At 39.1% G+C, this 14,823-nt stretch carries 8 protein-coding genes and 2 pseudogenes; 5 read left to right on the forward strand and 5 right to left on the reverse strand.

Annotated elements, in window-relative coordinates:
* Nucleotides 1–444 precede the first annotated feature (444 nt).
* Nucleotides 445–1,998 (forward strand): hypothetical protein, encoded by a 1,554-nt coding sequence (locus AB4263_RS23885; protein ID WP_372099014.1) that lies wholly within the window; start codon nt 445–447, stop codon nt 1,996–1,998.
* Nucleotides 1,999–2,378: 380 nt separating this feature from the next.
* Here AB4263_RS23885 and AB4263_RS23890 read toward each other — a convergent pair whose 3' ends face one another.
* The 3 genes and pseudogenes from AB4263_RS23890 to AB4263_RS23900 all read right to left on the reverse strand — a co-directional run bounded on the left by AB4263_RS23890 (nt 2,379) and on the right by AB4263_RS23900 (nt 5,104).
* Nucleotides 2,379–3,770, reverse strand: a complete 1,392-nt coding sequence (locus AB4263_RS23890) for an HD-GYP domain-containing protein (protein WP_372043068.1) — start codon at nt 3,768–3,770, stop codon at nt 2,379–2,381.
* Between the two features lie 145 nt (nt 3,771–3,915).
* Nucleotides 3,916–4,250 (reverse strand): annotated as a pseudogene (locus tag AB4263_RS23895) (IS30 family transposase); the annotation flags it as partial.
* A gap of 434 nt (nt 4,251–4,684) precedes the next feature.
* Nucleotides 4,685–5,104: a lysozyme inhibitor LprI family protein gene (locus AB4263_RS23900; RefSeq protein WP_372043069.1), complete on the reverse strand. Its 420-nt coding sequence runs from the start codon at nt 5,102–5,104 to the stop codon at nt 4,685–4,687.
* 1,258 nt (nt 5,105–6,362) lie between these two features.
* On the opposite strand from AB4263_RS23900, the gene acnA reads away from it, so the two are divergent.
* On the forward strand, nt 6,363–9,077 hold the full coding sequence (gene acnA, locus AB4263_RS23905) for an aconitate hydratase AcnA (protein ID WP_372043070.1): 2,715 nt from the start codon (nt 6,363–6,365) through the stop codon (nt 9,075–9,077).
* 392 nt (nt 9,078–9,469) lie between these two features.
* Entirely contained in the window at nt 9,470–9,979 is a 510-nt protein-coding gene (locus tag AB4263_RS23910; protein ID WP_102370524.1) for a lactoylglutathione lyase family protein, read from the forward strand.
* A gap of 102 nt (nt 9,980–10,081) precedes the next feature.
* Here the strand turns inward: AB4263_RS23910 and AB4263_RS23915 are convergent.
* Nucleotides 10,082–10,165 (reverse strand): annotated as a pseudogene (locus AB4263_RS23915) (IS5/IS1182 family transposase); the annotation flags it as partial.
* Nucleotides 10,166–10,397: 232 nt separating this feature from the next.
* On the opposite strand from AB4263_RS23915, the gene AB4263_RS23920 reads away from it, so the two are divergent.
* Nucleotides 10,398–10,865, forward strand: coding sequence for a heme-degrading domain-containing protein (locus AB4263_RS23920; RefSeq protein ID WP_102370523.1), 468 nt, complete (start codon nt 10,398–10,400; stop codon nt 10,863–10,865).
* A 104-nt stretch (nt 10,866–10,969) separates the two neighbouring features.
* On the opposite strand, the gene AB4263_RS23925 is transcribed toward AB4263_RS23920, so the two are convergent.
* Nucleotides 10,970–11,962: a zinc-binding dehydrogenase gene (locus tag AB4263_RS23925; RefSeq protein WP_372043071.1), complete on the reverse strand. Its 993-nt coding sequence runs from the start codon at nt 11,960–11,962 to the stop codon at nt 10,970–10,972.
* A 572-nt stretch (nt 11,963–12,534) separates the two neighbouring features.
* Here AB4263_RS23925 and AB4263_RS23930 point away from each other — a divergent pair.
* Nucleotides 12,535–14,823 (forward strand): ABC transporter substrate binding protein (locus tag AB4263_RS23930; protein WP_372099015.1); only part of this gene is annotated, 2,289 nt, incomplete at its 3' end.

The raw sequence follows: 14,823 nt of genomic DNA on the forward strand, positions 1-14,823 counted from the left end.
TCATCATATAACGCACCTTGGATGGATCCACATACGTTCATCATACTGACTACCTATCACTTACCCGAATTGTGGTTTTCAGGAGGAACTTCCTCTCACGATTCTTTTCCCACTCAGCCCAACGGCCAAGTTTCGTTACATTGTCCGAGCCGCTGCTTTATTCATGCTCGTAGGTTCATCTGGTGATACAGACGGTTCACTCATAAAGCAGTGAACAACGCTTCATACGACCTCAGGTCGCACGGACAGACATGAGTTACACTTTTGTTAATTTAGCAAAACTTGAATTAGTTGAAGTATGGAATATCTCATTTACGCGATTGTCCCGTAGTGCCAGGTCTACTCACTGTGAGGCTCTATTCCTGCCCGCTATAGCAAGTGTTCGATAATTGAAATATCAATAATCATTTCTATAATTTACTTGCGATCAATTGGATAAAGGATATGGAGAAAACAGTGGAGAGAATCGGACGTTCTACATCGATTGCTATTGGTATTGGTTCAATGTTTGGACTCGTAAATGATCTGATTGAACCATTTCGAGCCTTGAGCTTTTGGATAATTTTCTTTGCCGCTGTAGTCATTGTTATCGCGTTATTAGCTGCGATTTCCCCATTGTTAGCCCGAGTCTTTGCAGCCATTCCGGCACCTCTATATTTGAAGTCAAACGTAAAAAAGTTAGGAGTACAAGGTGTTATCTTCATCTCAGTGACTTTCGCCTTAATGGCAGTCGCATGTAACTTCTTTACTGTAAAGAACCAAGATGAAGGCGGCGTATTAGCCGCATCATTTCCCAACATTAGAGAATGGCAAGTTACTTTGCTTGGCATCCATGAAAGCGTGCAAGCAATAGAAAGTGATGTGGACGTCATTCGTGATCAGACAGTAAGCATAAGCGATGGAGTAGAAGAGTTAAACGACAAAACTGATGAGGTTGAAAAAGGTGTTAGTTTGATTTCTGACAACACCAAAGTCATAGGAAGCGAAGTCCAAGGGCTAAATGACAAAGCTGAGAACTTCAAGAAAGAGGTTAGCAGCGATCCTCGTAAGGAGCTCGCCAATATGCAGATAGGTTGGGACGTTAAAAGTTACCGTAACGCCATTTTGAGAGGAGACATTCGAACCATAGAGTTGTTTATATATGGGGGAATGAACTTGGATAATACTCTTGAAGCTCTAGAAATTACCCAAAGCAGAGGGAATGCAGTTTCGAGGTTATTTCAGCTTTCATCGACAGAAACCATCATTGACGTATTAACGTTGTTGAGAGAGGTGGGTGTTGACATGAACTCATACTGGTTAGCACCACATCAAATTCTTACAGAAGAAGGGAAGGTGAAAGAGCTTTATGAGTACACCTCATTTATACGAGAGGCGGCTATTCATTCCAATGAAGTTGTAATCTCATACCTAATCGGTGTGGGGGCATCAATAACAAACCATCCTTACAGTCGTTATGACCTTGATACGGGGGGCCCTACACGAGAGGATGATTGTTCTTTGATAGCGAGCTTGCTTACCGCCCCACAAGCAATTAAGAACAACGACTATAACCATATCGATTATTTAGTTGAGCAAGGTGCGGTGGTTGATGATTGCGCTAGAGCAATAGCATCGACTCAAGTAGTGCCTCTTTTTATGTTAGGTGGGCCGTTAATTAAAGTCGCTGATGTAGCTAGTAAAATCGAGACCAGCGTTTTCGACGAGCCACCAACTACGTTGCTTTATTATGAGATGTACGTAAAGAAGGCTTTCGAAAAGGAACAACGTGTACGAGATATAGCGTTAAAAAGGGACTTGAAAGCGAGTAAGCTGCCAAAGGATGTAGTACTGCAATTGTACAATAGCTCATGGTGCACTGAACCTCGGAGCTCTGACATGCCATCGTGCAGAGTTCGCTTATGTTCAGTTGTAGTTGGTCAATTACTGTGTGAGAAGCACCAAAACTTGGTGCAAAAATCGCACTACATCATAAAATCTCAGATGGGATGGGAATAATTGCGACGAACAAAATCAACGTCACATATCTTCTATTTTTGCATCATATGTATGACTAAAGCGTTCCTGTGTCTAAACTTTGAGAGTAAAATCCGTTTAACCAGATGTTCTTATGCGTTTATTTTTAACAACTACAAGGCAGTTCAATGGAATGGATAGTCGCAGTGCTAGTTGGGTGTTTTGTGAATAGGAGCTCTTGAGGTTAGAAAATGTAGGTCAAACACTCATCTGTAAAAAAAAACTGACAAGTGTGCTAACTTTGAAAGGGGCAAAAGCTTGCTAGCGACCAGGATTTGCACTAAATGCTTAACTGCAAGGTGTAGTGATCGGAACGGCGAGTTGCGAAACCTATTGTCTTACGATTACCTACAAACCGATGGCTAAACAGTAGAATCAGGAGTTATCAGTCCTTCGGGCAATTTATCCAACGCACGCTTCAATGCATCAAAGCATTCAGGATCAATCGCAGTATTTAAATTTTCAGACATTATATCCAATGTTTTTGGTACTGGTACTGCTCCGCGGTAAGGTCGTTCTGCTGTAATCGCATCAAAAATATCAGCGGTAGTGATAATTCGGGTCGACAATACAATGCATTCTGCACTTAGTTTGTTGGGGTATCCAGTGCCATCAAGCTTTTCATGGTGGCTGCCTGCCATGTTGGATAGGTTTTTAAAGGGGGTTATCTGCGATAATATATCTTTAGTAAATTGAGCATGCTGTTGAACTGATAACCATTCATCGTCATCTAATTTTCCAGGTTTATCGAGTATCGTATTGCTCACACCTAACTTCCCAACATCGTGTAATAGAGCTGCACGCTTAAGCCATTTCCGTTCTTCTTCTGATATCCCCATTTCGATAGCAATAAGGTCAGTAAAGAAGGCCACTCTCTCGCTATGGCCAGATGTGAAAGGGCTTTTACTGTCGATAATTTTTCCAAACGCAAAAACGATACAATCAAGGTAGTCATCATCAATGAGTATGCTGGCTTTTGCTGGCGCTAATTCCATAACTTTATCAATGATATTTGATGAAGTTAAGACCGTGCAGAATTCGTTATCCTTTCCTATTTCGTTTATCGCAGAAACTAAAGTTGGATCAAACCAGCTTCCACTTCTTTCGTTTGCCTCGTCTAGCGCGGTTTCGAAATTATGTTCAAATTGAAAAACGTCAATAACTTGTGCGAGTAACGCAATACGAGAGTTTAATGGAATATTTTGTTGGGCGAGGTTTTCTGGCCGACCATTACCGTCCCAATGTTCATCTAAAGAATGAACCCCTAATGCGACGTTTTCATTAAACCTTAATTCTCTCGCAATATCGGCACCTCTAGAACAGCGAGTTTCTATCAACTCTTGAGCGTAAGAATCTCCATTTTTTAAGATATCTATCGTCTTAGTGATGCGAGTTAACCAGTTTTTATTTTTCCCGGTATTGCGAATAACAAAGTTAATGACACTTGATAGACTTGTTCCTACCGTCTTAAAATTACGTTTAAACTCCTGATCGTCAGCGAGATAGAGTTCGCAAATACGGGCTGCATTGCTACTACAGCCCGTATCTTTTAATAACAGGGTAAAATACAGATCATGAAGTTCGCTTTCTGATAAACCGATTTTCTCACCTATGTGCATACCTATCCAGCAGCAACGAATGCAATGTTCAGGTGGTTGTCCTTCCGTCATATCCAAAGCTGTTGTCAATGATAGCATTAGCTCAGACAACAGAATGTAATTAGACTCAGGTATTAATGGCGGTATTTCGTTCATTTAACTTCCTATGATCAGTGTAGGTATTTGGACTGTAATACCAAAACTTTGTTTTAATGTACCAGTTTCACGCAATAGAATAATAAACATTAAATGCCGTTTAATAATCTTCGAAATCAACTGCAAAGTGCGACACTCGTTAATATCAAACCACCAATACTATTTCTTCAAATAAAACCGTTAGTCGATTGAAGTATAAACATTTTTTCGGTCGATAATTTATCCGCGATAAAACGAATTCATCATCGTTGTCTGTTACCGCTGTAAGGTCGGTTCCTCTCTTCACATACTGCCTCAAAAGAGTATTAGCGTTCTAATTAGCTCCACGCTCCCAAGAACTGTAAGGATGGGCAAAATACCGGGGTACACGTCAGCCTCCAATTCCTTTGCGATGGTTTCATGACCTGCCAATGCTCTCCCGTTATTTGCCGTGATGATATAAACATGATCCTTGTAAGGTGTGAGTAGCTCTGTTGAAGATTAAAGTCCTGATACTTGATTTGAATGAGGGCTTGAACCTCTTTCTTGAGTGACTTAGGGGTTTTATTGATGGGGGCACGACCAGTGCTACCGTGAATCACAAACCGAATGCCTTCCTTGGGATAGCGATTCAAGTAACGTTCAACCGTCCTTCGAGATTTCTTCAGCAATTATGTGGCGCTATCGATAGTAAATTTCCATCAAGGACTTTACTAATAAAATCGAAAGTAAACAGTGGTTTTGAATCCATATAGAACATCCTTAGCAGCCTCTAAAGCCTATTTTACTACTTTAAAAAGTACACTAATTCAGTACCATCAGTTTGCCATGAACGGCTCCGTCAAACCTCTGGATAAAAGTGCGTTGAACTATAGCTCTAACAATCTTATATCAGATCAGAGAGTGTATCTTGAATTATGTGCGTGGTTTATAGACTACTGTTTTGGTTCAGGTAAGATTGGTGGTACGCTTTCCATGTAAGTTAAAAAGTTCGCCCAAATTTCATGAGTTCTTAGCTTTGTCAGCTTAGTTTCGCAAGAAATAGCCATAGCATCTCGAATCGTCCCCGCCCGCCACTGAGTATAAATAGAGTCACAATGAGACAACATGTAAGCTTGCCAGTTATTTTGAGCCACTTTAATAGCATTAACTAGCTCAGGGTCATTTGAATTATGCTTAAAACTAGCATTCAGATAAGTCAACAGTTCCGCTTTTACGGACTCTAGTTCAATTGATGCACACTGGTTAATTTGAAGAGTATTCAATGCATTATCGCAGTCGATAGCTGTATCTTCGGCATTAACCGCCACAGTAAAAACCAAACTTGAGAGAGCTAATAATAATCGTTTTTTCATCAGTTTCCTCGAAAGCACAATGCCCGCACAAGGGGCAGTAAAACGTAATGACGATTGGTTTAAACTTGGAGCAAGCCGCTGCTATGCAGATTAAATAACACCTCGTCCATACTCTTTAGTAATACCGTCATTCCGATGGTGTTTTATTGGATAAGTCATTATGAACCTTTCCGAGCATGAACGCTTTAATATTCTTTATGGACAACATCTTACCAACCTGAAATCACAAGGTAAAATCCAGCTGCTATTGATACGTGCTCTCGCGCTATCCGTCGTGTCAGTGCTTTTTTTAACCGTTATCCTGATGATCTATCCATTGCTGTTCAAAAAACTTACTAACACCCAGACGACAGACCTTCGCAATAAAGAAGCCGTACACATCATATCAACAGACGCATCTCAGATACGTAGTGCTGATGAAACAATCAAAAAAATTTGCGTGTTCATTTGAGTCTAGAACAACACAACGACCCTCATTTTTCGTAATTTGTGAGTCTTGGGTATCAAAGTAGTTATATTTGGTCAGAATTCACTCGACCGATAGCGTTTGTTTTTTGGCGGAACCAATAATGGGGCACTTTCGAGTTGGAAAACGCCTCGGGGTAAAATTCAACCTGTGAAAGTTTTGAAATAACAAAGAAAGTCAGTTGATTTGGTTCTGCAACTTAGGTCTTTGGCATATTATAATTGGGTATTATAGTGCTGTTCTATATTTAAGAGAAATGTGGGCTATGGCTCGACATATCAAAGTGAACCCTTTGAGATAAGATCATCTCAAGAAATATAACCATACTTGATACGATTTAATGCATCTAAAACGCGTTTTAAGTTACCTTCAAGCATTACTTCTAACGGATAGCTGTAACTGTAGAAACTAACCGCTCTGTTCACAAATTAGACTACTCAAACACATCTTCTATTCGATTTGATCGTCTTCATCCCATTGCAATTATTTTCGCAGTATTTTTGGAATGTTGAAGAAATCTTCACCATCATGGATCTTCTCAATTTTTACTTTCATTGCTGCGTAAAACCTTATTTTATTCTCATAATGGGTTATGACACACTTATGTTAGTGCTAGCGAACAAACCTATTAATTCATCAATTATCTCAACGTTATTTCAACGAAACATCGACGTTGCCCCAGCTCTTCAATAGAACAACCTGCACTTTTCTTAAAGTTTGTCATACTACAATCAACAAGGCAGGCATGCTCATTAAGACCCGTATAACGCACTGCAGAATAGGAGGCACTTCATGACAAGCGAACAATGGAGTAAAGATAGCTTGAATACACTTTCAGTTGTAACTGTAGGTGGTCGGCACTATCACTATTACAGCCTGATAAAAGCTGAAAACACATTGGGCGATCTAAGCCAGTTACCTTTTTGTTTGAAAGTCCTGCTGGAAAACCTTTTGCGTAATGAAGACTCTTTTTCTGTTACTAAAAAGCATATAAATGCTATGGCTGAGTGGCTTAAAGCGCGCAGGTCCGATACCGAGATCCCTTTCCGACCCGCTCGAGTTCTCATGCAAGATTTTACTGGCGTTCCAAGCGTAGTCGATCTGGCTGCGATGCGTGAGGCTGTAAGGCTGTCAGGCAAAAACCCTGCATTAGTTAACCCTTTAACTCCTGTTGACTTAGTGATTGACCACTCAGTAATGGTTGACCATTTTGGCGATATTTCATCTTTCAAAGATAACGTCAGTATTGAAATGCAACGAAACCAAGAACGTTATGAATTCTTAAGATGGGGGCAACAAGCTTTTGATAACTTCCGCGTAGTTCCTCCAGGAACGGGGATCTGCCATCAAGTGAACCTCGAGTATCTAGGTAAGACTATCTGGTATAAAGAATTCGACGGAAAAACCATAGCTTACCCTGATACGCTTGTAGGGACCGATTCGCATACAACAATGATTAATGGCTTAGGTATTTTAGGTTGGGGAGTTGGCGGCATCGAAGCTGAGGCCGCAATGCTAGGCCAACCAGTTTCGATACTTATCCCTGAGGTTGTCGGCTTAAAAATTACCGGAAAACTGCGTGAAGGTATTAATGCGACCGATCTAGTGCTCACTGTGACCGAGATGTTACGTAAAAAAGGAGTCGTTGGTAAATTTGTCGAGTTCTATGGGGATGGATTGAAAGATATTCCTGTAGCCGACCGAGCGACCATTGCCAATATGGCGCCTGAATATGGCGCAACATGTGGCTTCTTTCCGGTCGATGAGCAAACCTTAAAATACCTAGAACTTACCGGTAGAGAAGCCTCTCAGATAGCGTTGGTTGAGGCTTACTCCAAGGCTCAAGGTTTGTGGCGCGAGCCAAATCATGAACCGATTTACACTAACCAACTCGAACTTGATATGGATAAAGTGGAAGCGAGTGTTGCCGGGCCTAAACGCCCCCAAGATCGCGTTGCTCTTAAAAATATTAAGTCAGCATTCGACCTTTTCATGAAAGCATCAGAAGTGGCATCACAAGAAAAAGATAAGAAAAGAAACCGAAACAAAGATCTGAACAATACCGACAATGTTAAAACTCATCTGATGCCTGGTTCGGTGGTCATTGCAGCAATCACCTCCTGTACTAACACATCGAACCCAAGCGTCATGATCGCCGCTGGACTGCTAGCTCAAAAAGCAATAGAAAGAGGATTGCAAACTAAACCTTGGGTTAAGACATCTCTTGCTCCGGGATCTAAGGTAGTCACCGATTACTTAAAAGTCACAGAACTTCAGGAAAGCTTAGACAAACTGGGGTTTAATTTAGTGGGTTATGGGTGCACCACTTGTATTGGTAACTCAGGTCCTTTGCCTCCTGTAGTAGAAAAGGCCATTATAGATAACGACCTTACCGTCGCTTCAGTGCTTTCGGGGAATCGTAATTTTGAAGGCCGGGTTCATCCTTTGGTGAAAACTAATTGGCTTGCATCACCACCATTAGTAGTTGCGTACGCACTTGCAGGCAATGTGCGGCTTGATCTTACTAAAGACCCTTTATGTATTGATGCTAATGGAGATAACGTCTATCTCAAGGATCTATGGCCAACTCAGCAAGAAATCGATGAAACCATGTTGTGCGTAAAAACTGAGATGTTTCATAAAGAATACGGCAAAGTATTTGAAGGAGATGACAACTGGAAAGCGCTTAAAGCTCCGGCAAGCAAAGCCTACACTTGGTCCAACAACTCTACTTATATTCAAAAGCCACCGTTTTTCGTCGGTATACAAAAACAACCTGACACGATTGAGAATATTAAAAATGCGAACATATTAGCGCTACTGGGTGACTCGGTTACTACCGATCACATATCTCCAGCGGGTTCATTCAAAGCGGAGACTCCAGCAGGTATATACTTGAAATCTCACGGTGTGGCTCCCAAAGATTTCAACTCTTATGGATCTCGTCGAGGAAACCATGAAGTCATGATGAGAGGAACCTTTGCCAACGTGCGGATCCGAAATGAAATGCTACAAAATGTAGAGGGCGGTTATACCACGTATATACCTACCGGTGAGCAAATGACGATTTACGATGCTGCCATGAAATATCAGGAAAATAACACTCATTTAGTTGTGATCGCCGGGAAAGAGTATGGAACAGGATCGAGCCGAGATTGGGCAGCAAAAGGTACCCGACTGTTAGGTGTGAAAGCTGTAATAGCCGAGTCTTATGAACGAATTCATCGTTCCAATCTTATAGGTATGGGCGTTATACCATTACAGTTCCCACAAAGTACCGACAGACTAACTCTTGGGCTCTGTGGCAAAGAAACCATAACCATAGAAGGCTTATCAGGAGAAGTTCGCCCCGGGCATACCTACACCATGCTTATAAACTATCCCGATGGCACGAATAAGCACTGTAATCTGTTATCGCGCATCGACACGGCCACTGAAGCTACCTACTTTAAACATGGTGGTATCCTACATTATGTGTTGCGGGGAATGTTAAAAGAAAAATCATAGCACGTTAATTGGTTAATCTGGAATGCAGCGTCTACTAAGGCTCGAAAGTGAGCCTTTTCTTTACTTGACGGTATTTTCTGAGGCGCCTTAGAACAACTAACTTAGTACGGTCTCAATAGGAACAGGTATGGTGTCACCTTATACTCAAAAAAACGGTCTGATAGCCAACTAATTTAGCCAAAGCATTATTCAAAATCAGCTCACCTCAACAAGTTCCACTAGGTTACATATTGGTTTTTTGAATGCATGTTAGGTTTTAAGGTGCTGATTCAATGTAATTTTAATAAAATATAACAATAAATTATCAAAACAATAAAATATGATAATTTTTCATATCATAGCCCGACCGTTATCATTTTTTCGTCAAGGTAAATAATAAAAAGGATTATTAAATGACGAAAAGCAATGTATACCCAAGAACATTCTCTCATATTGGCCTTTCTGTTCCTGATGTAGCAGGAGCCGTTAAGTTTTATTCTGAAGTGCTTGGTTGGTATGTCATCATGGAACCGACAGAAATCATAGAAGACGATTCTGATATTGGAGAAATGTGTACTGATGCTTTAGGCGAAGGATGGGGGTCAATGCGCATCGCTCACATGTCGACGGGAGATAGAATTGGAGTCGAGCTTTTTCAATTCGAAAATCACGAAAGTCGCGATAATAATTTTGAATATTGGAAAGCTGGAGTTTTTCACTTTTGTGTACAAGATCCTGACGTTGAAGGTTTGGTTGAGAGAATTGTTGCTGCGGGTGGTAAGAAACGTATGGATAAACCTCGCTTTTATTTTCCAGGCGAGAAACCTTACCGTATGATTTTTGTAGAAGACCCATTTGGAAATGTTATAGAGATTTACAGCCATAGTTATGAGTTACATTATGCTAGTGGTGCTTACAACTAAGAAGTTGTAAATTATCTTAGAGTAAGAAATAAATGGTCATGTAGTATAAACGACCTCATGACCATTTATCAGGCCTGATGAACTTTGCAGTGGACCTCATGTTTAACAATACATCGGTAACCACATTAACATGAGTGCCAGTGGTAACATGCTGGCATAATTCCTATATCGACTTAAAATGGCTTGTTAATGTTCATCATAAATACGACCATTAGTATGATACGAGGCCATGTTCGAATTTACGCTTACTATTATTGTCAATTTGTAAATAGCATACAAGATGGTCGATGTACTATGGTTTGAAGAGTCGTTTAACAGCACCCTGTAACGGCTAAATATACGTATGATAGAGTGGTTATAAAGAACCATCACCCAGTAAAGATACTAATTATCAAAATATTATAACGGAAATTAGTCAATGAGTAGCGAGCATCTCACTCAATTATTAGAACAGGAAACCGAACTTCAGTTCGATCAATTCAACAACGAAATAGCCTGGAATTTAGGCTATGCAATCAAACTAAAAGCGGAGGAACTTTCAGCTTCAGTTGTGATTGAGATCTATGCTTTTGAGCAAGTGCTGTTTAGTTATGCAATGCCAGAAACAAGCAAAGATAATCAATGTTGGGCAAAACGTAAGCGTCAATCCGTGTTGCGCTACGGCCATAGTTCTTATTATCTTGGTCAATACAATTCTTTCAAGCAACGTGAGTTTGAACGGTTAGCACATATTGATGCTAAGGAGTACTGCGACCATGGGGGAGCTTTTCCCATTCGTATTATAGGTTCTGGGCTTGTGGGGGCGATTACAGTATCAGGACTCCCGCAAGAAGAAGATCATAATCTGGTTGTAAACACACTACGAGATTATTTTTCTGAAGAATGATAATTTCAAGACAACGAGACTGTGTTTGCTTACACCACCAAATCAGATATATACTGCTTGATGGTGTATTTCGAAGGTTTTATTGACAAATCTCTGGGCCTTGTCTAGTGCTCCGCAACCTGTACTACAATTTTTCCCAAAGTTTTTTTCTTTCTTATATCATTTAAGGAACTGGGAACATCTTCTAATGAAATAACTTTCAGTTCAGGAACGACTATCAACTTTGACTCTAGCAGTTGAGAGAAAGTGATACCTGCAGTGACAATTGTTTTACGCCCTTTATCACCATTTATATGACCAGACCCAAGACTTATCTGATGAAAACTCAGACCGTTCATTTTTGCACCAGGATAAAGCGTAGGGTTGACAACATCGACTAATTCAACCATTTCGCCCTCAAAGCCCAACACTTGTGAACAGATATAAGCATTGTTACCGCCTACACAATCAAGAGCAAAATCTACGCCTAAACCAGAAGTAACCTTCATAACTTCTTCGATAACATTTTGTGTCCGATAATCGATCACATGTGTAGCCCCAAGAGACTTAACATAAGAATGTTTAGCCTCTGAGCTGGTAGTTATTATACTTTTAACTCCTGCGATTTTTGCTAACTGGATGGCGAAACTTCCAACCCCTCCAGCTCCACCAGCAATAAATAAACTTTCACACCCGATTATATTAATTTTATCATGTAGAGCTCGATAAGCCGTCCAAGCCGCACATGGAGTTGCAGCAGCAATTTCGTGGCTGACATTAGGTTTTTGAATGAGAGTTCTACTGTCGTGTACCGAGAATTCGGAAAAACCACCAGAATGGCGCCTCATATCTCCATGATAGAGTACTTGATCTCCAACTTCCCAGTTTGACACTTTAGCGCCAACTTCAACAATTTCACCGGAGACGTCAAGACCACCAACAAAATTATCATCCATATTATCAACTAAGCTGGCCCAGTTATTTATCTTGCCATCAACAGGATTCAGTCCAGCAGCAAAAACTTTCACGATCACATCAAACTCATTTTCAATCGATGGTTTTGGCAAGGTCTTTAATATAAAAGTATCTGTAGTCTTTTGGTAAGTAATCGCTTTCATTGCTGTTTCTCAATAAATTGTATCTTGGGTAAACCCTGTTTGATAATGCATTATTGTATTATTAATCAACTATTTTATGCAAGGTCAAGTTTAACCCCATCGATCTGTAAATATAGATGGTATGTATTGATTGATGTATTTTCTATAGTACGAGGTTAACCTTTTACATTGGTCTATTGAGAGTTTGTCATTGAATTACGTATATGACTTTGAAGCTAAGGGATTGCAACGTAAAGACATATTAAAAATCATATTGCCTTCTGGCATCGAATTTTTAAGCATTGATAGGCTTCATAAATCAATAAAACCTATAACGATAATTCATACCGACAAGATTTCGACTATCAATAGATGGTATAGTTTGTGTTGCAATAGCACTTGCATTCAAATGCAACTACACTCTTATGGTGAGCAATTAACTAAAGTTATGTAACTTAATGAGAAAAATGACCGGAATAATGTCTTCGTTGAGAATAAAAAAGAACAATCGCGTTAAAAGTTTACTTTGATTAAGAAAAAGTCCAGCGGCCAAAAGATCTTAATTAACTATGCTCAGGAATAAGGAATTGACATTGAAATTAAATAGCTATTTTAAGCTATGCCTTACGATCATAAGCATCATTTTAAGCCTCTCGCTTTCCGCTAAAGAGCAATGGAAACTTTTAGTCATACATTCGTATCACACAAATTTCCCTTCGTATGAATCTATTGAAACAGGGTTGAGTAACGCTTTAAAAGGACAAAATATTGAACTAGACATCCACTACATGGATTCTAAAAGATTTCCTGGGAAAACGAACATAGATAATTTTAAAGCTTCTTTATCACACAAGCTTAAAGTATCAAAAACAAGTTATGACTTAGTCCTAAGTACGGATGACAACGCGCTGAACTTTGTGTTCAATAACAGGGAAGGGTTATTTAAAAGCCTTCCTTTAGTGTTTATGGGAGTAAACGATCAAAAAAAATCGGTTAGTTTATCTCACGATTCAGATATCAAAGGCGTTATGGAGCATACTCCTTTAGAAGAAAATGTTAAGTTAATTCAATCTATTCATCCTAGAATAAGTACATTAACAGTTATTGTAGACTCAACAACTTCTGGCCAAGCTGACCTGGTTGAGCTAAAGAATAAGACAAAAAACTCAAGCGAATTCCTGAGAGTTTTAGACTTATCATATTTAACATGGGAAGACTTGTCAGGAAAAATTTCTTTATTAGACAGAGAAAAAAATCCAATCATACTTTTATCTGCATATAAAGATTCCAATAGCAGCCACTTGAATTTTGATGAGTCACTTACATTTATTACTAATAATACAAAAGCCCCAATATATCATCCATATAAACATGGTATTGGTCAAGGAGCTACTGGTGGTATTATTTTGAGTCATGAGGTACAAGGTTTTACCGCTGGGGAGTTGATTTTAAAAACTCTTAGCATCGATAATATTGAACTACCTGATATTATAATAAATGCTCCTACTATTGCATATTTTGATTTTCTACAGTTGAAAAAACATAACATAGACATTAAAAGACTACCTATTAATAGCCTTTATATTAATAATCCAAAATCTTTCTACAAAGAAAATCAAGATATTATTTCAATATTATTGTTATTGGTTGTAACAGTACTCTTTGCATTGTTGTCATACGTATTCATCAGACAAAAAGTAATTAATAACGAACAACTAAAGCTTAAATCAATTTTAGATACGGTAGATGATTACATATATCTTAAAGATCGAAAGGGAAAATATATTTATGCCAATAAAAAAATGCGAGAGCAGTTTAACCAAGGTGTAGATACTGTATCTGGAAAAAAAGACACTGATTTTTTCCCTCCTGAGATAGCTAATGAAATAAATTCTATCGACAACAGCGTTATGGATACAGGTATCCAATATTGTGAAATAGAGACTTATTGGCGAAGAGACTCTGGAAAACAACAAACAGTAAATACGCGAAAAGTACCGTTATTCGATAAACGTGGTAACGTGTATGCTCTATGTGGTGCATCGACTGATATTACACAGCTTAAACAACAAGAAAAATTAATCGAGCAAATCGCTTACCTTGATCCTACACATGGCCTAGTCAATCGAGTCGACTTATACACACAATTGTCTAATGCAATGTCTCGAGCAGTCAATACTTCTTCAACACTCCTTCTCGCGATTATAGATATTGATAATTTCAAACATGTGAACTCAAAGTTTGGACATACATTTGGAGATGAATTTCTTAATGACTTTTACTTTAAAATCAATGATTTAATAAAAGAAAACGGATCTGTAATTCGTTTGAGTGGAGATGAGTTTTACATCATTATCGAAAAATTAAGTGATGATGTCTATAATGATTTTTCTTATTTTAAGAATCAACTCCCACTAAATTTTTCGCATAAAGGTTCTCAATGCGAACTTACCGTTTGTGCTGGTATAAGTACTTTTCCGGACGAAACATATGTAAAACCTGAACAATTAATAAGACAGTCTGAATTTGCCCTTTATGAGGCGAAACAACAAGGCCAAAACCAAGTTTACTTTTTGCATGACGGTGACAGAATTGAATTAAATGAACACAATATTAAGAATGAAATACTTCGAGGTCTACATGACAATCAGTTTATCTTTCACTTCCAACCTAAAGTCTGTACTAGGGATAATTCATTAGTCGGTTGTGAGGCTCTTATCAGATGGAATCACCCAATTAAGGGACTTCTTGGACCTGGACAATTCTTACCTGAGATCTATAAGCTTGGTTTGTCAGACACCCTTGATAATTGGGTTATCAATAAAGCCCTCGATACAATTCAACATTGGCGTTCAATTGGTTCGGTGTTTTTCAAGGTAGTT

This window comes from Vibrio sp. 10N.261.55.C5 (genome assembly GCF_041470505.1).
GTDB lineage: Bacteria > Pseudomonadota > Gammaproteobacteria > Enterobacterales > Vibrionaceae > Vibrio > Vibrio crassostreae_C.